The 18,726-nt window shown below is 73.4% G+C and carries 17 protein-coding genes; 13 read left to right on the top strand and 4 right to left on the bottom strand.

Annotation, left to right across the window (positions count from 1 at the left end):
* Positions 1-108 precede the first annotated feature (108 nt).
* The 11 genes from ABR737_RS21895 (at position 109) to ABR737_RS21845 (ending at position 11,914) form a co-directional block, all read left to right on the top strand.
* Entirely contained in the window at positions 109-1,116 is a 1,008-nt protein-coding gene (locus tag ABR737_RS21895) for an SRPBCC family protein (protein ID WP_350251809.1), read from the top strand.
* A gap of 155 nt (positions 1,117-1,271) precedes the next feature.
* Positions 1,272-2,135 (top strand): aldose epimerase family protein, encoded by an 864-nt coding sequence (locus ABR737_RS21890; protein WP_350251808.1) that lies wholly within the window; start codon positions 1,272-1,274, stop codon positions 2,133-2,135.
* 166 nt (positions 2,136-2,301) lie between these two features.
* Positions 2,302-2,844, top strand: coding sequence for an orotate phosphoribosyltransferase (gene pyrE / locus ABR737_RS21885; RefSeq protein WP_350251807.1), 543 nt, complete (start codon positions 2,302-2,304; stop codon positions 2,842-2,844).
* A 218-nt stretch (positions 2,845-3,062) separates the two neighbouring features.
* The gene (gene fbaA / locus ABR737_RS21880; RefSeq protein ID WP_350251806.1) at positions 3,063-4,085 is read left to right on the top strand and encodes a class II fructose-bisphosphate aldolase; all 1,023 of its coding nucleotides are present in this window, start codon (positions 3,063-3,065) and stop codon (positions 4,083-4,085) included.
* A gap of 238 nt (positions 4,086-4,323) precedes the next feature.
* The gene (locus ABR737_RS21875) at positions 4,324-5,916 is read left to right on the top strand and encodes an MFS transporter (RefSeq protein WP_350251805.1); all 1,593 of its coding nucleotides are present in this window, start codon (positions 4,324-4,326) and stop codon (positions 5,914-5,916) included.
* A gap of 184 nt (positions 5,917-6,100) precedes the next feature.
* Positions 6,101-6,514, top strand: coding sequence for a DUF3151 domain-containing protein (locus ABR737_RS21870; protein ID WP_350251804.1), 414 nt, complete (start codon positions 6,101-6,103; stop codon positions 6,512-6,514).
* Between the two features lie 231 nt (positions 6,515-6,745).
* Positions 6,746-7,654 carry a tryptophan 2,3-dioxygenase family protein gene (locus ABR737_RS21865; RefSeq protein WP_350251803.1) on the top strand — a complete coding sequence of 303 codons (909 nt, stop codon included), beginning with the start codon at positions 6,746-6,748 and terminating at the stop codon, positions 7,652-7,654.
* Positions 7,647-8,957 (top strand): kynureninase, encoded by a 1,311-nt coding sequence (gene kynU / locus ABR737_RS21860; protein ID WP_350251802.1) that lies wholly within the window; start codon positions 7,647-7,649, stop codon positions 8,955-8,957. Before ABR737_RS21865 ends, kynU begins: the two co-directional genes overlap by 8 nt.
* Entirely contained in the window at positions 8,954-9,826 is an 873-nt protein-coding gene (locus ABR737_RS21855) for an alpha/beta hydrolase family protein (RefSeq protein ID WP_350251801.1), read from the top strand. Before kynU ends, ABR737_RS21855 begins: the two co-directional genes overlap by 4 nt.
* A 67-nt stretch (positions 9,827-9,893) precedes the next feature.
* Positions 9,894-11,261 (top strand): sensor histidine kinase, encoded by a 1,368-nt coding sequence (locus ABR737_RS21850; protein WP_350251800.1) that lies wholly within the window; start codon positions 9,894-9,896, stop codon positions 11,259-11,261.
* A complete protein-coding gene (locus ABR737_RS21845) occupies positions 11,258-11,914 on the top strand; it encodes a response regulator (RefSeq protein ID WP_088798580.1) in 657 nt (218 codons plus the stop codon). The genes ABR737_RS21850 and ABR737_RS21845 overlap by 4 nt, the downstream gene beginning before the upstream one ends.
* An 82-nt stretch (positions 11,915-11,996) precedes the next feature.
* Here ABR737_RS21845 and ABR737_RS21840 read toward each other — a convergent pair whose 3' ends face one another.
* The 3 genes from ABR737_RS21840 to ABR737_RS21830 all read right to left on the bottom strand — a co-directional run bounded on the left by ABR737_RS21840 (position 11,997) and on the right by ABR737_RS21830 (position 15,451).
* Positions 11,997-12,461, bottom strand: coding sequence for a BP74-related protein (locus ABR737_RS21840; protein WP_350251799.1), 465 nt, complete (start codon positions 12,459-12,461; stop codon positions 11,997-11,999).
* A gap of 405 nt (positions 12,462-12,866) precedes the next feature.
* Complete coding sequence (locus tag ABR737_RS21835; protein WP_350251798.1) at positions 12,867-14,507, bottom strand: ABC transporter permease; 1,641 nt, start codon at positions 14,505-14,507, stop codon at positions 12,867-12,869.
* Positions 14,504-15,451, bottom strand: coding sequence for an ABC transporter ATP-binding protein (locus ABR737_RS21830; RefSeq protein ID WP_350251797.1), 948 nt, complete (start codon positions 15,449-15,451; stop codon positions 14,504-14,506). The genes ABR737_RS21835 and ABR737_RS21830 overlap by 4 nt, the downstream gene beginning before the upstream one ends.
* 93 nt (positions 15,452-15,544) lie before the next feature.
* On the opposite strand from ABR737_RS21830, the gene ABR737_RS21825 reads away from it, so the two are divergent.
* Positions 15,545-16,126 carry a GbsR/MarR family transcriptional regulator gene (locus tag ABR737_RS21825; RefSeq protein WP_350251796.1) on the top strand — a complete coding sequence of 194 codons (582 nt, stop codon included), beginning with the start codon at positions 15,545-15,547 and terminating at the stop codon, positions 16,124-16,126.
* A gap of 107 nt (positions 16,127-16,233) precedes the next feature.
* Here the strand turns inward: ABR737_RS21825 and ABR737_RS21820 are convergent, their stop codons facing one another.
* The gene (locus ABR737_RS21820) at positions 16,234-17,205 is read right to left on the bottom strand and encodes a diacylglycerol kinase catalytic domain-containing protein (RefSeq protein WP_350251795.1); all 972 of its coding nucleotides are present in this window, start codon (positions 17,203-17,205) and stop codon (positions 16,234-16,236) included.
* Between the two features lie 206 nt (positions 17,206-17,411).
* Between ABR737_RS21820 and ABR737_RS21815 the strand changes: the two genes are divergently transcribed.
* Complete coding sequence (locus tag ABR737_RS21815) at positions 17,412-18,698, top strand: adenylosuccinate synthase (RefSeq protein ID WP_086717212.1); 1,287 nt, start codon at positions 17,412-17,414, stop codon at positions 18,696-18,698.
* The last annotated feature ends 28 nt before the right edge of the window (positions 18,699-18,726 follow it).

Here is an 18,726-nt window from a genome sequence, read left to right as displayed (position 1 = left end):
TGGTGAGGGCGCGGCGGAGACGGGTGCGGTGCGGGAGCCGGGGCCGCCGCGCAGAAAGTTCGCTCCGGGCGGCACGGGGTGCGGGGGTGCTGGGTAGGCTCCCATGTCATGGAGCATGAGGTGTACGTTCCGTTTCCCGTCGGGACCGTGCGGCAGGCGCTCACCGAGCCGGAGCGGGTGGCGCGCTGTGTCCCGGGAGTCCAGCTCGACGCCGATGCCGCCCCCCGGAACCCGGTGGGCAGGCTGCGGCTGCGTATCGGAAGCTCCACCATCACCTATCGCGGCACGCTGACGGTCAGTGCCGCCGCCGAGGGCGAGGGGACCGGCAACGGCGGGACGGACGACGGCGGGACCGGCGACGGCGCGACGGGCGACGAGGGGCCGGGCGACGGCGGTGCGGCCGCCGTGGTGACCGTCGAGGCGAAGGGCACCGAGACGCGGGGTGACGGGTCGGTCGCGCTGACGCTGGCCGTACGGCTCTCCCCGGCCACCGAACCGGGCCCCGGGACGACGCTGGCCTGTTCGGGCACGGTCCACGGCGACGGCCGGCTCGCCGAGGCCACCGACCAGTCCGCCCGGACCGCCGGCCGCCGGCTGCTGGACCGCTTCGCGGAGAACCTGGCCGCCGATCTGCGGCAGCGTCCGGTGGCGGGGCGGACCGGCGACGGCCCGTCGGCCGGGGGCGCGGTCGGACCGGGGGTGTTCGGCACCGAGGTGCCGCCGTCGTCGCTGGATCCGGGCAGTGACGAGGAGCCGGGCAGCGACGAGGACGCCGTGGAGGCGGCGGGCCTCGGCGAGGCGGCCGGGGACGCCGGGGATCTCGAAACGGGGGACGCCGAGGACGCCTTCCGCGCGGCGCGCGACGGGCACCCCGAGCACGCCTACGGCCATGATCCGGACGGCCTCGCCCCCGCCGAGGCCGCGCATGCCCGCCGGACGATGATCGGGCGCAGCGCGGAGGAGGTCGACCACGCCCCGCCGCGCGGACGGTACGCACCGGTGCCCGCGCCCGAGCCGCATGCCACCTCGGTGGCCCTGCGCTGGGCGGCGCCCGCCGCCGCCGTGGTGCTGGCGTCCGCCGTGGTCGTCGGCCGGGTGCTGCGCCGACGGCGCTGACGCCGTCGTTCGCCGACTGACCGTGCCTCCGGCTGACCGTGCGCCGTCCCGACTGCCCGCGCGCCGTCCCGGCGGCAGCGCCCCCCGGCGTGCCGTGCCGTCCCGCCCTCCCGGCGTCCCGCGCCGGGTGCCGACGCACCGTTAGGGTCGGTCCCGTGAGCACCGACAACACCACGCAGAACGCGGCGCCGGAGCAGGCGTCACCTGGCGTACGGCTGGCCGCCGGAGACACCGAAGTGACCGTCCGTCCGGACAACGGCTGCCGGATCGCCGGCCTGCGGGTCGGCGGTACGGAGCTGCTGCGACAGGGCGACAAGTACGGCTGTTTCCCGATGGTTCCGTGGTGCGGCCGGATCGCGCACGGGCAGTTCCGCAACGGGGGCGAGCTGCACCAGATGCCCCTCAACGCCGCGCCGCACGCCATCCACGGCACCGGCCGCAACCTCCGCTGGCGGACCGCGCGTGCGAGCGCCACGGAAGCGGTCTTCACCTACGACCTGGCCGATCCGGCGGCGCCCTGGCCGTATCCGGGACGGGTGACCCAGCTCGTCGAGCTGGCCGCGGACGGTGGCTCGCTCACCCTCACCCTGTGCGTCGAGGCGACCGACGACTCCTTTCCCGCGCAGGCCGGATGGCACCCCTGGTTCCTGCGGAACCTCGGCGAGGGCGGTGCGGACGCACGGCTCGACTTCACGCCCGGATGGCAGGAGGAGCGGGGCGAGGACCACCTCCCGACCGGCCGGCGGATCACGCCGCAGCCGGGGCCCTGGGACGACTGCTTCGGGATGCCGCAAGGGGTCGAGGCCACCCTCACCTGGCCGGACCGGCTGGAGCTGACGGTCAGCGGCCGTGGCGAGTGGGTCGTGGTCTACGACGAGCAGGAGGCGGCGGTCTGCGTCGAGCCGCAGTCCGGCCCGCCGAACGGCCTCAACACCCTGCCGCGCCTGGTCACGCCCATCGACCCGCTGGAGATCTCCACGACCTGGCGCTGGCGGAGCCTGTCGCAGGGCACTGCCTGAGGGGCGGCGCAGGACACCGTCCGAGGGCCGGTCCAGGACAACCGCCTGAGGGCCGGTGCAGGACCTGAGGGCCGTCGTCGTGCGCCTGCCGCGGCAGCCACGTGTGCCTGCCGCGGGGCTGTGTGCGGCTGCCGGGGGTGACGGGGCAGCCCTTAAGCTCGTGCGCATGAGTGACGACGTGCGCGGCGAGCTGCTGCAGCAGATCAAGGACAAGGCCGTGGTGCACGGCAAGGTGACGCTTTCCTCCGGCAAGGAGGCCGACTACTACATCGACCTGCGCCGGATCACCCTGGACGGCGAGGCCGCGCCGCTGGTCGGACAGCTGATGCTGGAGATCACCGCCGACCTCGACTACGACGCCGTCGGCGGGCTGACGCTCGGTGCCGACCCGGTCGCGACCTCGATGCTGCACGCCTCCGCCGCCCGCGGCGGCCGGCTGGACGCGTTCGTGGTCCGCAAGGCGCAGAAGGCGCACGGTATGCAGCGCCGTATCGAGGGTCCGGACATCAAGGGCCGCCGGGTTCTGGTCGTCGAGGACACCTCCACCACCGGCGGCTCCCCGCTGACCGCCGTCGAGGCGGCGCGTGAGGCGGGCGCCGAGGTCGTTGCGGTCGCAACGATCGTCGACCGGGGTGCCGAGTCCGCGATCGCGGAGGCCGGGCTCCCCTACATCACCGGCTACCAGCTCGGCGACCTCGGCCTGAGCTGACCTCGGCGGAGGGCCGTGCGAAATCCAGCGAAACCGCGCTGAACTGCGGCTTTGGCGAGGGGCGGCTGGTTTCACGTGAAACCGGCCGCCCACACTGCGGGACGGCCGGGCGCGGGATGTGGAGCAATCCGCCGAGTCTGGGAAGATGTGCTCGGCGAAGTCCTCGCCCCCTGGTCAGGGCCAAGAAAGCACACCCGCATACCTGAAGGAGCGGACAGATGCCCATCGCAACCCCCGAGGTCTACAACGAGATGCTTGACCGGGCGAAGGCAGGAAAGTTCGCCTACCCGGCCATCAATGTCACCTCGACGCAGACGCTGCACGCCGCGCTGCGTGGGTTCGCCGAGGCGCAGAGCGACGGCATCATCCAGATCTCCACCGGTGGTGCGGAGTTCCTGGGCGGCCAGTACAACAAGGACATGGTGACCGGCGCGGTCGCGCTCGCCGAGTTTGCCCACGTCGTGGCCGAGAAGTACGACGTCACCGTCGCGCTGCACACCGACCACTGCCCCAAGGACAAGCTCGACGGCTATGTCCGCCCGCTGCTGGACATCTCCGCGGAGCGCGTGGCCAAGGGCCAGAACCCGCTGTTCCAGTCCCACATGTGGGACGGCTCGGCCGAGAACCTGGCCGACAACCTGGCCATCGGCCAGGAACTGCTCGCCAAGGCCGCCGCCGCCAAGATCATCCTTGAGGTCGAGATCACCCCGACCGGTGGCGAGGAGGACGGCGTCACCCACGAGATCAACGACGAGCTCTACACCACGGTCGACGACGCGCTGCGCACCGCCGAGGCGCTGGGCCTGGGCGACAAGGGCCGCTACCTGCTCGCCGCCTCGTTCGGCAATGTCCACGGTGTCTACAAGCCGGGCAACGTCGTGCTCCGCCCCGAGCTGCTGAAGGACCTGCAGGAGGGCGTGGGCGCCAAGTACGGCAAGACCGCCCCGTTCGACTTCGTCTTCCACGGCGGCTCCGGCTCCACCCCGGAGGAGATCGCCACCGCGCTGGAGAACGGCGTGGTCAAGATGAACCTGGACACCGACACCCAGTACGCCTTCTCCCGCCCGGTCGCGGACCACATGTTCCGTAACTACGACGGTGTGCTGAAGGTCGACGGCGAGGTCGGCAACAAGAAGGCCTACGACCCGCGCAGCTGGGGCAAGCTGGCCGAGGCCGGAATGGCCCAGCGCGTCACCCAGGCCTGCGAGAACCTGCGCTCCACGGGCACCAAGATCAAGTAAGCGCGGGCGGCCGCACGGCCGGTCCCGCTGCGCACAGCTGCACACGAAGGCTCCGCATCCGCCGTGATGCGGAGCCTTCGGTGTGTCCGGGTGTCATTGGCGTGCCAGGGCCCGGTGCCTTCGTCGTGCCCGGCCCCCGCGCCTGCCGTCCGCCTGGACCCGTGCCTGCCGCGTGCTCAGGGCGAGCGGGCGAGCGGACGAGCGGGCGAGTGGGCGCGGATACGGGCATGCTCGCGGTATGAGCGAACCGAGTGCGCCCGGCGGGATCCGGCTGACCTCGGCGCAGGGCCGGTGGGTGCTGGCGACGGCCGTGCTGGGGTCCGGCATGGCGATGCTCGACAGCACCGTCGTCAATGTCGCCCTGCCCAGGATCGGCGAGGACCTCAACGCGGATCTGGCGGTCCTCCAGTGGACCGTCACCGCCTACATGCTCACCCTCTCCTCGCTGATCCTGCTGGGCGGCGCCCTCGGGGACCGCTTCGGCCGGCGCCGGGTGTTCGTGATCGGCGTGGTGTGGTTCGCCGCGGCCTCGCTGCTGTGCGGGCTCGCGCCGGACGCCGGGGTGCTGGTCGCGGCCCGGGCGCTGCAGGGCATCGGCGGGGCGCTGCTCACCCCCGGTTCGCTGGCCCTGATCCAGGCCGTCTTCCACCCCGATGACCGGGCGCGGGCGGTCGGCGCCTGGTCGGGGCTCGGCGGCGTGGCCGCGGCGGTCGGCCCGTTCATCGGCGGCTGGCTGGTGGACGGGGCGGGCTGGCGCTGGGTGTTCTTCCTGAACGTGCCGCTGGCTGCGGTGTGCGCACCGGTGGCGCTGCGGCACGTCCCCGAGACCCGGGAGCGGGACGCCGCCGAGCGCCGTGGCTTCGATGTGCCCGGCGCGGTGCTGGGGGCGCTGGCGCTGGCCGGGGTGACCTATGCGCTGATCGCCGCCCCGGGCGGGGGCGCCGGGCCCGGCGTGATCGTTCCGGCGGTGGCCGGGGTGCTGCTCGGGGTGCTCTTCGTCCATGTCGAGCGGCGGCGGAAGGATCCGATGCTGCCCCCGGCGATCTTCGGCATCCGGCTGTTCTCGGCGGTCAACGCCGTGACGGTGTGCGTCTACGCCGCGTTCGGCGGCTTCTTCTTCCTCTCCGTGCTCCAGCTCCAGGTCGTGGTGGGGTACTCGGCGCTGCAGGCCGGTACCGCGCTGCTGCCCACCACCGTGCTGATGCTGCTGCTGTCCGCCCGCTCGGGCCAGCTGGGGCAGCGCATCGGGCCGCGGATTCCGCTCACCGTCGGACCGCTGCTGTGCGCCGGGGGGATGCTGCTGATGACGCGGGTGGGCCGGGGGGCCTCGTACTTCACCGATGTGCTGCCCGCGCTGGTGGTGCTGGGCGCGGGGATGGTGACACTGGTCGCGCCGCTCACCTCGACCGTGCTGGCGTCGGTGAACGTGGACCGGGCGGGCCTGGCCAGCGGTATCAACAACGCGGCGGCGCGGGCCGCGAGCCTGATGGCGGTGGCCGCGCTGCCGCTGCTGGCGGGCATCGGCCCGGAGGCCTACCGCTCGGCGGACGCCTTCGGCGCGGCCTTCCAGCGGGCCATGCCGCTGTGCGCGGGCATCCTGGTGATCGGCGCGCTGCTCGCGGTGCTGACCGTACGCACCAACGTGCTGCGTGCCGCAGCGGGCGCAGAGGAGCCCTGCCGGGCGGAGACGACCTACCACTGCGGGGTGAGTGCACCGCCGCTGGATCCGGGCGAGGCCACGGTCCGGGGCGCGGAGCGCCTGCCGGGCAGCGGGGGACTGCCGGGCACCGGGGGGCAGCCGCCCCGGCCGGCCGGGGGAGACACCTCCTGAGGGCCAGGTCTCCGGCCCGTGTACGCCAAGGCCGCCGGCCGCCCGGATCCGCCCAAGCCTCCGTCCGCCGCTATCCGCCAGGCCGCCGGCCCGCCCGTATCCGCCCCCGCCCCGCCGTACCACCCAAGGCGCAAGATCCCGGCCGCCGCCCGCCCCGCCCCGGCGACCAGGCAGACTGGGAACCATGGCCATTCACGAGAACCTGCTCGGGGGACCGCCCCCGACCCATCTGCCCGACGACCCGGAGCCGCGCGAACTGCTCGCCTCGGGCACGGCGCCGTCCGATGTCGCCGCGAAGTACCCGACCTCCTCCCTGGCCTGGGCCCAGCTCGCGGACGACGCCTTCGAGCAAGGCCGGGTCGTGGAGTCGTACGCCTACGCCCGCACCGGCTACCACCGCGGCCTGGACGCGCTGCGCCGGGCCGGCTGGAAGGGCCACGGCCCGGTGCCCTTCGAGCACGAGCCCAACCGCGGCTTCCTGCGGGCGCTGCACGCCCTCGCCCGCGCCGCCCAGACGATCGGTGAGCAGGAGGAGTACGAGCGCTGCTCGGGCTTCCTGCGGGACTCCTCGCCGACCGCGGCGGAAACCCTCAGCTGAGGGACTGCCGGCAGTTCTCCCCGCAGGCAGGGCCGCGGCCCTTCTGCCGGGGAGCGCCGGGCAAGATCGACGGGCCGGCCGCGTGATCGCGGTCGGCCCTTGCGCGGTCGCTGCCCAGCACGGATCATTTTCAGTGGGCCGGGTCATCCCGCGCCCGAGGGGACCGGGGCTCCCGAGCCGACGAGGAAGGGGCGGACCGCTACCCGGTAGTTCGCACCTGAGGAGTCCCTCATGTCGCAGCCGTCTCCCATCGACCCCGTGGACAGTGCGTCGACCGCACCCGCAGCGGGTCCCGCACCGGCCGCCACCGCCGAGGCCGACCCGCCGTTCGCCCCGGATCTCAGCATCGGCAGCAGCAGTACGACCCCGTACGAGGACTATGTCCAGGCGGATGTCCTCACCCACCTGCAGCACCCGCTCTCCGACGACCCCGGCGAGATGGTCTTCCTGGTCACCACCCAGGTCATGGAGCTGTGGTTCACGGTCATCGTCCATGAGTGGAGCACCGCCGCCGAGGCGCTGCGCCGCGACGACCTGACGACGGCGGAGGAGGCGCTGCGCCGCTCCACCTACGAGCTGGAGGCGCTGAACGCCGCCTGGAAGCCGCTCGCCCGGCTGACCCCGGCGCAGTTCAACGCCTACCGCAGCGCGCTCGGCGAGGGTTCCGGCTTCCAGTCCGCCATGTACCGGCGGATGGAGTTCCTGCTCGGTGAGAAGTCCGCGTCGATGCTGGTGCCGCACCGCGGCGCCTCGCGGGAGCACGCCGAACTGGAGAAGGCCCTGCAGGAGCCGAGCCTGTGGGACGAGGTGCTGCGGCTGCTCGCCCGCCGCGGCCATGCCGTGCCCGAGGCCGTCCTGCGGCGGGATCCCGCGCTGCGCTACGAGGCGGACCCGGCCGTCGAGGCCGTCTGGGCCGGGATCTACGCCGGGCCGCAGGAGTCCGACCTCGTCCGGCTCGGCGAGGCGCTGACCGACGTGGCCGAGCTGGTCTGGCGCTGGCGCAACGACCACCTGGTCGCGACCCGGCGGGCCATGGGAGCGAAGATGGGCACCGGTGGCTCCGCGGGGGTGGCCTGGCTGGAGAAGCGGGCCCGCAAGAATGTCTTCCCGGAGCTGTGGACGGCGCGCAGCCATGTCTGAGACCCCGGAATACCCCGACCACACCGGCCTCCAGGGGGCGTCCGGCGCCCGTGAACAGGCCGCGCGTGCCGCGGAGCAGGACGCCGCCGACCCGCTCGCCGCGATCCGCGACCGCTTCGTCCTCGACGCCGCGCCCGACCATGCCTCCGGCGATGCCGGGGTCTACCTGGACGGCAACTCCCTCGGCGCGCTGCCCCGTACGGTGCCCGGCCGGATCGCCGATGTCATCGCCCGCGAGTGGGGCGAGCTGCGCATCCGGTCCTGGACCGAGTCCGGCTGGTGGACCGCGCCCGAGCGGGTCGGCGACAAGATCGCGCCGCTGATCGGAGCGGCACCGGGCCGGGTGGTGGTCGGCGACTCGACCAGCGTCAACCTCTTCAAGGCCGTGGTGGGCGGCGTCCGGATGGCCGGCAAGGGCTGTACGGAGATCCTGGTCGATGCCACGACCTTCCCGACCGACGGCTATATCGCCCGGTCCGCGGCCCGGATGACCGGCCTCGCGGTGCGCCCGGTCGAGCCCGCGCGGATCGCCGACGAGGTCACCGAGCGGACCGCGCTGGCGCTGGTCAACCACGTCGACTACCGCACCGGACGGCTCAACGACCTGCCCGGCATCACCCGCGCACTGCACTCCGCGGGCGCGCTCGCCGTCTGGGACCTGTGCCACAGCGCCGGTGCGCTGCCGGTCGGCCTCGATGCGCACCACGTCGACCTCGCCGTGGGCTGCACCTACAAGTACCTCAACGGCGGCCCGGGGGCGCCCGCCTACCTCTATATCCGCGAAAGCCTCCAGGAGCGGTTCGAATCGCCGCTGCCGGGCTGGAACTCGCACGGTGATCCGTTCGCCATGGACCCCGCATACGTCCCCGCCGAGGGCATCACGCGCGGCCGGGTCGGCACCCCCGACATCCTGTCGCTGCTGGCGCTGGAGGCGGCGCTGGAGGTCTGGGACGGGGTGTCCATCGAGGCCGTACGCACCAAGAGCCTCGCCCTGACCGACTTCTTCCTGGAGTGCGTGAACGCCTACGTACCGCCGGGCCGGGCCCGCTCCGTCACGCCCTACGACCACCGGCGGCGCGGCAGCCAGGTGTCGCTGGAGTGTTCCCCCGCGGCGGAAGAGGTGATGGAGGAGCTGATCCGGCGCGGGGTCGTCGGCGACTTCCGCCCGCCCGACGTGCTGCGCTTCGGCTTCACCCCGCTCTACACCTCCTTCGCGGACGCGGAGCGGGCGGCGTGGGTGCTCGGCGAGGTGCTGAGGGCGCTGCCCGATGTCGAGTCCGGGGCGGCCGGGGCCGGCGGGTGAGCGCGGCCGACGAGGAGGCGGCGCTGCTGGGGCTGGCCCCGGTGGCGCCGGACCGGACGGTGGCGTACGGGCCGCATCCGGACCAGATCGTCGACCTGTATCTGCCGCGGGCGGCCGACGGCGAGCGGGTGGCCGGCGGTGAGGGGGTGACCGGCGGCGAGCGGGTGGCCGAGGGCGCGCGGTCGGCGGACGACGCGCGGTCGGCCGAGGGCGCGCGGGCGCAGGCGGCCGGGCCCTCGCTGGTCGTCCTCCTGCACGGCGGCTTCTGGCGCGCCGCCTACGACCGCCGCCATCTGTCGCCGCTCGCCGCCGCACTGGCCGGGCGGGGACTGCCGGTCGCGCTCGCCGAGTACCGCAGGGTCGGTGCGGGCGGCGGGGCGCCGCAGACCTTCGACGACGTGACGGCGGGCCTCGCGGCGGCGGTACGCGCGCTGCCGGGGGGCGGGGACCTGGTGCTGGTCGGCCACTCCGCGGGCGGCCAGCTCGCGCTGCTCGCCGCCGCCCGCCCCGGCACCCGCGTCTCCCGCGTCCTCGCCGTCTCACCCGTCGCCGACCTCGCCCGTGCCCATGCGCTGGGCCTGAGCAACGGCGCGGTCGCCGGACTGCTCGGCGAGGGGCCCGGCCTCGCGGAACGGATCGCCGCTGCCGACCCGGCGTGCCACCCGCCCGCCGGCGTCCCGGTCACGATCCTGCACGGCACCGACGACCCGGACGTCCCGCTCGACCTCTCCCGCCGCTACGCCGCCCGCAGCCCCGGCACCACGGACCTGCGCGAGCTGCCCGGCGTCGGCCACTACGGCCCCGTCACCCCCGGCAGCCCCAGCTGTCACACACTCGTCGCCCAACTGCACCGAACCTGTAGTACTTGAGGCGGATCTCGGCAGATCCCCACTGGTGGGGACGCCCGGGGGCCCGTCGTTGCTTACCGTTGTCAGCGTGAACGACACCACCCAGACGCAGAGCGACCTGCGTTCCGAGGCCCGGATAGCCCATGGGGCCCTGCACCGGCTGCGCCAGGACCTGTTCGTCGGCGCCTTCGCCTTCCGTCCGATGCCACCGCTGGAGGACGCCAAGGTGTCCCGGTGGCTGCCGTTCGTGCCGAAGCGGCTGCGGCACTGGGCGCGGTGGCTGCCGCACTTCACCGTCGGCTTCTTCTCGGTGTGTGTCTTCCTGGCGACCTTCGCCGACAGCTCCGGGCCCGGCGCGCTGCGCGGCATCGTGGTCGCCGGCTTCAGCGCGCTGGTTGCCGCCGGGCCGTTGCTCACGCTCTTCCGCCCGGTGGGCGCCTACTGGCTGTCGGTGGGTGCGTTCGCCGTGTCGGCGGTCACCTACGCGGCTCTCTCGTCCCCGTTCGCCAGCATCGTCGGGGCGGGGGCCTTCCCCACCCACCTCGCCGTGATGGTCCTCGTGGTGCTGCGCACCCGGCCCCGGCTGGCCGTCGAGATGTGGCTGGTCACCTTCGCCGTGGCGGCCGTGCTGACGGCGGTCCTCGGCAAGGACCCGGGCGATCTGCCGCCGGTCGCCTTCTTCTGCGGTGTGGTGCTGATCTCCGCCGCCGCGGTCCGCGCCTGGCGTGAGGAGCGCCGGCAGGTCGTCGAGACCCTGACCGCCACCGCGGAGGAGCGCTCCCGGCGCACGCTCCTGGAGGAGCGCGCCCTCATCGCCCGTGAGCTGCACGATGTGGTCGCCCACCACATGTCCGTGATCGCCATCCAGGCCGAGGCGGCGCCCTACCGCGTCAAGGACACCCCGCCCGAGCTCGCCACGTCCTTCTCCACGATCCGGGAGAATGCCGTCGCCGCGCTCGCCGAGCTGCGCCGCATCCTCGGTGTGGTCCGCTCCGCCGACCCGGACGCCTTCGTCGAGCACGACCCGGAGGCCCCGCAGCCGACGCTCGCCGGTCTCGACGCGCTGTTCGACAGCCTCCGCAGCACCGGGCTGACCGTCGAGTCCGTGATCACCGGCTCGCCCCGGGCGCTGCCGCAGGGCGTGGAGCTGTCCGCGTACCGGATCGTGCAGGAGGCGCTGAGCAATGCGCTGCGGCACTCGCCGGGCGCCGACGCACGGGTGGAGATCTCCTATGTGCTGGGCGGGCTGGGCGTACGGATCGTCAACGGTCCGCCGAGCCGCCTCGCCAAGCCCTCGCCGGGCGCGGGCCACGGGGTGATGGGCATGCGGGAGCGGGTACAGATGCTGGGCGGCGAGATGACGGCCGAGCCCACCGAGGACGGCGGCTTCGAGGTCGCGGCGTTCCTCCCGGTGGTGCGCACGGCGGGCGAGAACACGGTGGGGGGCAAGGCATGATCCGGGTACTGATCGTCGATGACCAGGTGATGGTCCGTGAGGGCTTCTCCGTCCTGCTCAACGCCATGCCGGACATCGAGGTCGTCGGGGAGGCGGTGGACGGCCGCCAGGCGGTGCACAAGGTCGCGGTCCTCAAGCCCGATGTCGTCCTGATGGACATCCGGATGCCGGAGATGAACGGCCTGGAGGCGACCCGCGAGATCGTGGCCGCCGACGCGGACGCCAAGGTCCTGGTGCTGACCACCTTCGACCTGGACGAGTACGTCTACCAAGCGCTGCGCTCCGGGGCCAGCGGCTTCCTCCTCAAGGACGCCTCGGCCGGCCAACTCGCCGATGGCGTCCGCATCGTCGCCTCCGGCGAGGCCCTGCTCGCCCCCACCGTCACCAAGCGCCTGATCTCCGAGTTCTCCCGGCTGGGCACCCCGCGCGCCCCCGCCCAGGAGCGCATCGCCGATCTCACCGAGCGCGAGACCGAGGTCCTGGTGCTGGTGGCCCAGGGCCTCTCCAACGGCGAGATCGCCGAGCATCTGGTGGTGGCCGAATCGACGGTGAAGACGCACGTCAGCCGGATACTGGTGAAGCTGGGGCTGCGCGACCGCACCCAGGCGGCGGTGTTCGCGTACGAGGCGCGGCTGGTGACACCGGGGGGCTGAGGCCCACGCCGCGGCTTCCGGCGGGGCGTACGGCGCGGGCCGCCGGTGCACGGTGCGGGCCGGCGGCCCGCCGCCTCAGGCCTTACGGCTGGGGGACCTCCCGCACCAGCCTGGAGGTCCAGGGACACCAGACCAGCCCGGGCAGGAACGGCCCGCCGGCCTCGTCCAGATGCTCTTCGACATAGGGCGTGGTGGCGTCACAGACCTCGATGGCGAAGTCGAAGAAGTCGATGGTCTCCGGGCGGAGATGGAAGCTCCAGCGCCAGTTGTACGGGGCGGGGCGCTTCTCGATCCGGCCGATGACATGCGGCTCCGAGTGGGACGCGCCGCTCAGCAGGTCCCGGGCGTGCTGGATCTTGCGAGGGTCGGTGAGCTTGATGACGAATTCCTCGCGCGTGACGTCGGTCATCACGAAGTAGGCCTCCGAGGCGGCCCCGGTGCGGTGTGCGGCGTCGCTCCGCTGCTTGCCCTGGGCGGGCCCGGCCGCCGCGACGGCGAGCAGTGCTGCCGCCGCCAGCATGCCGATCTTGGTGGTGATGCGTGGCATGAACCCCTCCGGTGCCGCGGGCCGTGGTCACGGCCGTGCATGCGGAAAGTAACGGCAATGTCACTGATTGCTCCAGAGTTACTACGGGTTAACGCGCGGGCAGGTGAAATCGCGAAGAGTGACTGGCCGTCGGCGGACTTCTGTGCTTCGTCCACACCCTGTGGACAAAATTGCGCCGTAGCGGGATGCCGCCCCGGCGCCATACACGGGGATGCCGTCCCGGCGCCGTGCACCGGGACGGCGACCCGGGCTCGCACACCGGGAAGCCGACCCGCGCCGGACGGCAGAACGCGCCCGCCCGGCATCACGGCATACGACGCAAGTGCGCCGCCGGAGTCCGCTACAGCTCCGGCGGCGCACGTATACGGGGCGGCCCGGCGCGGAAGAGCCGGCCGCCGGGCGGGATCAGCCGATGTCGCGCCGGCGCAGGCCCGCCAGGCCCACCAGGGCGAGGAGGGCGGAGAGGGCCGGCAGCCAGAGGAACGGGGCGGCGGTGACCTCCGCGCCGGGCAGCTTGGGGAGGTGGCTGTACGGGGAGAGGTCCATGGCCCACCCGGGGAGGTCGAGCGCGGGGCCGATCCAGCCGAGGGCCAGGCAGCCGCCGACCAGGGCCCAGACGGCGCCGGTGGCTCCGGGGAGCAGGCCGACGACGAGGACCGCCAGACCGGTGAGCGTCCAGACCGCCGGGGCCTGGGCGAGGGCGGCGGCCAGGACCGGGCCGAGTGCGCCGCCGAGGTCGCCGGCCGAGAGTCCGTAGGCGAGGCCCAGGCCGAGGCCGCCGGCGGCCAGGATGACGACGGTGCCCGCGTAGGCGAAGGCAAGATGTCCTGCCGCCCAGCGCAGCCGCCCCACCGCGCCGGCCAGCACCGGCTCAGCGCGCTCCCCGGTCTCCTCACCGCGCAGCCGCAGCACCGCCCCGGCCGCGTAGAGCGCCGCGACCATCCCGAGCATGCCGGTCATCGTGGCCAGGAAGGCATCGGTCAGGCCCTGCTGACCGCCCATCCGCTCGACGATCTCGCGGGTCTGCCGGTTGCCGCCGACCAGATCGGAGGCGCCCTTGGCGATGCCGCCGAAGATCCCGCCGGCGCACAGGAAGCCGAGGCTCCAGCCCAGCAGGGTGGCGCGCTGGAGCCGCCAGGCCAGGCCGAAGGGGCCGCTCAGGGAGCGCGGCGCGACGGCCGGTCCGGGGCGGGCCGGCAGAAAGCTCATGCCGAGGTCACGCCGGGCGGTCAGTGCGTAGGAGGCGAGGACGGCCAGGGCGGCCGCGGCCAGGAAGAGCGCGACGATCCACCAGCGCTCGCCGGCGTACGGCCGGAGGTTCTGCGACCAGCCGACCGGTGAGACCCAGGTGAGCGGGGACGTGGCCGCGGGGTCCGCGGCGTCGCCCGCGGCGCGCAGCGCGAAGGCGAGGCCGAGGACCGCGCCGGTCAGGCCCTTGGCGAGGCGCGCGCTCTCGGTCAGCTGGGCGGCGATGGCGGCCAGGCCGGCGAAGAGCAGGCCGGCGGAGCCGATGGCGGCGCCTAGCGCGAGGGAGCCGGCGCCCGGCAGGCCGGAGGCGGTCAGGCCGCCCGCGATCAGCACGGTGAGCCCGGCGTTGGCGCACAGGGCCGCCAGCAGGGCCGCGGTCAGGGGTGCACGGCGGCCGACCATGGCGGCGGAAAGCAGCTCCTGGCGGCCCGTCTCCTCCTCCTCGCGGGTGTGCCGGACGACGATCAGCAGGCTCATCACCGCGGCGAGGACGGCACCGAAGCCGGCCATCCGCCAGGCGACCAGGCCGCCGAGGGAGTCGCTGAAGACCGGCCCGTACAGCGCGCGCATCGAGCCGTTGCCGTTCATCGAGACGGCCAGCCGGGCGCGCTCGGCGGCGGTGCCGTACACCGCCGCGAAGGACGAGCCCGTGGCGGCGACGACCAGCCCGAGGGACAGTACCCAGGCCGGGATCATCACCCGGTCGCGGCGCAGCGCGAGGCGCAACAGGGTGCCGGTGCCCGCCAGATGACGGGAGCGGGCGGCGGGCGCGGGGAGGGCCGCGGCCACGGCGGTCATCGCGCGACCGCCGCTGCGTCGCGGGTGTCGTCCTGGTAGTGGCGCAGAAAAAGCTCTTCCAGGGTGGGCGGGGTGCTGGTCAGGCTGCGGACGCCGGCGGCGGTGAGCGAGCGCAGGACGGCGTCGAGCTTGTCGGTGTCGGCCTGGAGCTCGACACGGTGGCCCTGGCTTCCCCGGATCGGCTGGACGGCCAGGCCGTGGACGCCGGGGAGGGAGTCCAATTGCGCGGGCGGTCCCGCGAGTTCGGCGATGACCGAGGTGCGGGTCAGATGCCGCAGCTCTCCCAGCGAGCCGGATTCGACGGTCCGTCCCTTGCGGATGATGCTGATGCGGTCGCAGAGCGCTTCGACCTCCGACAGCACATGGCTGGAGAGCAGCACCGTACGGCCGCGGTCGCGCGCCTCGGCGACACAGCTCTGGAAGACCTCCTCCATCAGCGGGTCCAGCCCGGAGGTGGGCTCGTCGAGGACGAGCAGGTCGGCGTCGGAGGCGAAGGCGGCGACCAGGGCGACCTTCTGCCGGTTGCCCTTGGAGTACGTCCGCCCCTTCTTGGTGGGGTCGAGTTCGAACCGCTCCAGGAGCTCGGCCCGCCGGGCGCGGTCCAGGCCGCCGCGGAGCCGGCCGAAGAGGTCGATGACCTCGCCGCCGGAGAGATTGCGCCACAGGGTCACATCGCCGGGCACGTAGGCGAGGCGGCGGTGCAGCTCGACGGCGTCCTGCCAGGGGTCCTTGCCCAGGAGGCGGGCCGTGCCGCCGTCGGCGCGCAGCAGGCCGAGCAGGACGCGGATCGTGGTGGACTTCCCGGCGCCGTTGGGCCCGAGGAAGCCGTGTACCTCACCGGCCCCGACGTGCAGGTCGAGGCCGTCCAGGGCGCGGGTGCGACCGAAGGACTTGTACAGACCGTCGACCCGGACCGCGGGGGCGGGAGAGATTGCCTTGGTCATGCTTCGGAAGCTACGCTAGTTTCACAAATTTGTGAAGTTAAGAAAACGTATAAAGTTGGTGGGGTGGCTCTGATCAGGGGAGATGATGCGGACATGAGCGAGCAGCGGCAGCACGGCGGGGGCCGGACCGGCCGAACGGCCCAGGACGCGGGCAGGGAAGCGGCCCGGGAAGCGGCCCGGGACAAGCGCGACGACGAGGCGGTCTCGCAGTTCGTCGAGCGGTTCGCGGCCCAGCTCGTCGAGGCCGGTATGCAGCGGATGTCCGCCCGCGTCTTCGCCTGCCTGCTGGCCTCCGACTCCGGCGTGCTGACCTCGGCCGAACTCGGCGAGCGCCTTCAGGTCAGCCCCGCCGCCGTCTCCGGCGCGATCCGCTACCTCTCCCAGGTCGACATGGTCAGCAGGGAGCGGGAGCCGGGCTCCCGCCGCGACCGCTACCGCGTGCACAGCGATCAGTGGTACGAGGCGCTGGCCCGCCGGGACAACGTCCTCACCCGCTGGGAGGGCACCCTGCGCGAGGGCGTCGACAGCCTCGGCGAGGACTCCCCGGCCGGCCGCCGGATGAGCGAGACGCTGGTCTTCTTCGAGTTCCTGCAGGAAGAGCTCGCCGGGATGCTGCAGCGCTGGCGCGAGCACCGCGACCGGATGCGCGCCGAGTACGACAACGCCGCGCGCTGAGGCACCGGGAACACCGCCCGCAGAGGCGCCGGCCGGCACTCACCCCTGGACGGCCCGGCACTCACCCCCTGGACGGCCCGGCACTCACCCCCGGGGCGGCCTTGCACTCACCCCCGGGGCAGCTGCAGCCGCCAGGCCCCCGGCTGCAGGGTCCAGGTACGGGTCCTGACCGGCCCGCCGACCACCGCGTCCGCCCGGTAGTGGAAGTCCGCGCCGGACACCGTCACCGCCCGCGCCCGGGTCCGTACCGGCCGGCCCCCGCCCGGCCAGTGCACCACCACCTCGGCCAGCGCGTCACCGGCCCCGGGCCGCGCCCCGTCCGCCCCCGCCCGTCCGCCGGGCACCACCGACACCCCGCGCACCGGCCGGTCCAGATCCGCCAGCAGCACCCCGTCCGCCTCGATCCGCAGCCGCTGGCCCGGCACCCGTGCGCGCCGCCCGCCCAGCCCGGCGGCCGGCGCCGCCAGCAGCGCCAGCGCCGTACGGGCGGTCCGCGCGGCCGGCTGCCACCACGGCCGGTGCCCGTCGAGCCCGCCCGCCAGACCGTCCGGCGCCTCCACGGCCTCCGGTGGATCCGCCGGGGCAGCCGCGGGGGCCGCCACCGGCACGTACACCCCGCCGCCCTGCCGGGCCGCCGGGCTCCCGCAGGGGATCCGCAGCCCGCCGAGCACGATGCCGTCGCTGTCGTCCGTGAGCAGGTCCCGCGGCCGCTCCCCGCCGTCCAGGACGGCACGCGCGGCGGCCACCGTGTCCGTGGGGATGCCCAGCGCGCAGCTCAGCGCCACGGCGGCCGGTGCGCCCACCGGGACCATCGACAGCGGCACCGCGGCCAGCTCGCGCTCCTTGTGCAGCAGGCCCACCACGCGCAGCAGCGCCCGGTCGTCACCGATCACCACCGGCCGCCGGTGGCCGCGCCGGGCCAGGATCCGCGCGAATTCCTCCGGGCCGTCGGGAAGGCAGATTTTCGCCCCCGCGCCGGCACACAGGACATCCTTCGCGATCCGTACGGACTCGCCGTCCGTACTGCGGGCGACCGGGTCGATGACCACGAGCAGGGGGTGCCCCCGAACGGAGTCCACGGGAAAGTGCCCAGAAGGCTGCGCCGACACCTCGGTCCTTCCTCAGGTAGCATCTCGGTGCAAGAGCCCCTTGCGCTATTGCGCCAGGGGCTTCGTCTATTCCGGGGCACCGGTCCGACGTCTCCAGCGATGACGTACGCGTGAACACGCACGCCGACGCCATCCACGCACGTTGGACATGCCCCGCCCGGAAGGGGTGTACGCCTGTGCCCGCACTTGTGCTGCTCGGTGCTCAGTGGGGTGATGAGGGCAAGGGAAAGGCCACCGACCTGCTCGGTGGGTCCGTTGACTATGTGGTGCGCTACCAGGGCGGCAACAACGCCGGCCACACGGTCGTCGTCGGCGACCAGAAGTACGCGCTGCACCTTCTCCCTTCCGGAATCCTCTCCCCGGGGTGCACCCCGGTCATCGGCAACGGTGTCGTGGTCGACCCGGCGGTCCTGCTCTCCGAGCTGAGCGGACTCAACGAGCGTGGCGTCGACACGTCCAAGCTGCTGCTCAGCGGTAACGCGCATCTGATCACGCCGTACAACATCACCGTCGACAAGGTGACGGAACGGTTCCTCGGCAAGCGGAAGATCGGCACCACCGGGCGCGGCATCGGCCCGACCTACGCCGACAAGATCAACCGCGTGGGCATCCGGGTGCAGGACCTCTACGACGAGTCGATCCTCATGCAGAAGGTCGAGGCGGCCCTGGAGGTCAAGAACCAGCTCCTGTCCAAGCTCTACAACCGCCGCGCCATCGAGGCCGGCCAGGTCGTCGAGGAGCTGCTGGGCTACGCCGACAAGATCAAGGGCTATGTCGCCGACACCACCCTGATCCTCAACAAGGCGCTCGACGACGACAAGGTGGTCCTCTTCGAGGGCGGCCAGGGCACGCTCCTGGACATCGACCACGGCACGTACCCCTTCGTCACGTCCTCGAACCCGACCGCGGGCGGCGCCTGCACGGGTGCCGGCGTCGGCCCCACGAAGATCAACCGCGTCATCGGCATCCTCAAGGCCTATACGACGCGCGTCGGCGCCGGTCCGTTCCCGACCGAGCTGTTCGACGAGGACGGCGAGGCGCTGCGCCGGATCGGCGGCGAGCGCGGTGTCACCACCGGCCGCGACCGCCGCTGCGGCTGGTTCGACGCGGTCATCGCCCGCTACGCGACCCGCGTCAACGGCCTGACCGACTTCTTCCTCACCAAGCTCGACGTGCTCACCGGCTGGGAGCAGATCCCGGTCTGCGTGGCCTACGAGATCGACGGCAAGCGCGTCGAGGAGCTGCCCTACAGCCAGTCCGACTTCCACCACGCGAAGCCGGTCTACGAGACGCTGCCGGGCTGGTCCGAGGACATCACCAAGGCGAAGTCCTTCTCCGACCTGCCGAAGAACGCCCAGGCGTACGTCAAGGCGCTGGAGGAGATGTCCGGCGCCCCGATCTCCGCGATCGGCGTCGGCCCCGGCCGCGACGAGACGATCGAGATCAACTCGTTCCTGTCGTAGGGACGCCCCGCGCGTCCCCCGGGGACAC

The organism is Streptomyces sp. Edi2 (genome assembly GCF_040253635.1).
In the GTDB taxonomy this organism is placed as follows: Bacteria; Actinomycetota; Actinomycetes; order Streptomycetales; family Streptomycetaceae; genus Streptomyces.
Note: the sequence above shows the minus strand (reverse complement) of the source record. Positions and strands in the feature narration are given on the sequence as shown.

Bases quoted from the DNA above. Each gene is read 5' to 3' on its own strand.
- ABR737_RS21895 (WP_350251809.1), top strand. From the start codon at position 109: ATGGAGCATGAGGTGTACGTTCCGTTTCCCGTCGGGACCGTGCGGCAG.
- pyrE (WP_350251807.1), top strand. From the start codon at position 2,302: ATGAGTGACGACGTGCGCGGCGAGCTGCTGCAGCAGATCAAGGACAAG.
- fbaA (WP_350251806.1), top strand. From the start codon at position 3,063: ATGCCCATCGCAACCCCCGAGGTCTACAACGAGATGCTTGACCGGGCG.
- ABR737_RS21875 (WP_350251805.1), top strand. From the start codon at position 4,324: ATGAGCGAACCGAGTGCGCCCGGCGGGATCCGGCTGACCTCGGCGCAG.
- ABR737_RS21870 (WP_350251804.1), top strand. From the start codon at position 6,101: ATGGCCATTCACGAGAACCTGCTCGGGGGACCGCCCCCGACCCATCTG.
- ABR737_RS21865 (WP_350251803.1), top strand. From the start codon at position 6,746: ATGTCGCAGCCGTCTCCCATCGACCCCGTGGACAGTGCGTCGACCGCA.
- kynU (WP_350251802.1), top strand. From the start codon at position 7,647: ATGTCTGAGACCCCGGAATACCCCGACCACACCGGCCTCCAGGGGGCG.
- ABR737_RS21845 (WP_088798580.1), top strand. From the start codon at position 11,258: ATGATCCGGGTACTGATCGTCGATGACCAGGTGATGGTCCGTGAGGGC.
- ABR737_RS21840 (WP_350251799.1), bottom strand. From the start codon at position 12,461: ATGCCACGCATCACCACCAAGATCGGCATGCTGGCGGCGGCAGCACTG.
- ABR737_RS21835 (WP_350251798.1), bottom strand. From the start codon at position 14,507: ATGACCGCCGTGGCCGCGGCCCTCCCCGCGCCCGCCGCCCGCTCCCGT.
- ABR737_RS21830 (WP_350251797.1), bottom strand. From the start codon at position 15,451: ATGACCAAGGCAATCTCTCCCGCCCCCGCGGTCCGGGTCGACGGTCTG.
- ABR737_RS21825 (WP_350251796.1), top strand. From the start codon at position 15,545: ATGAGCGAGCAGCGGCAGCACGGCGGGGGCCGGACCGGCCGAACGGCC.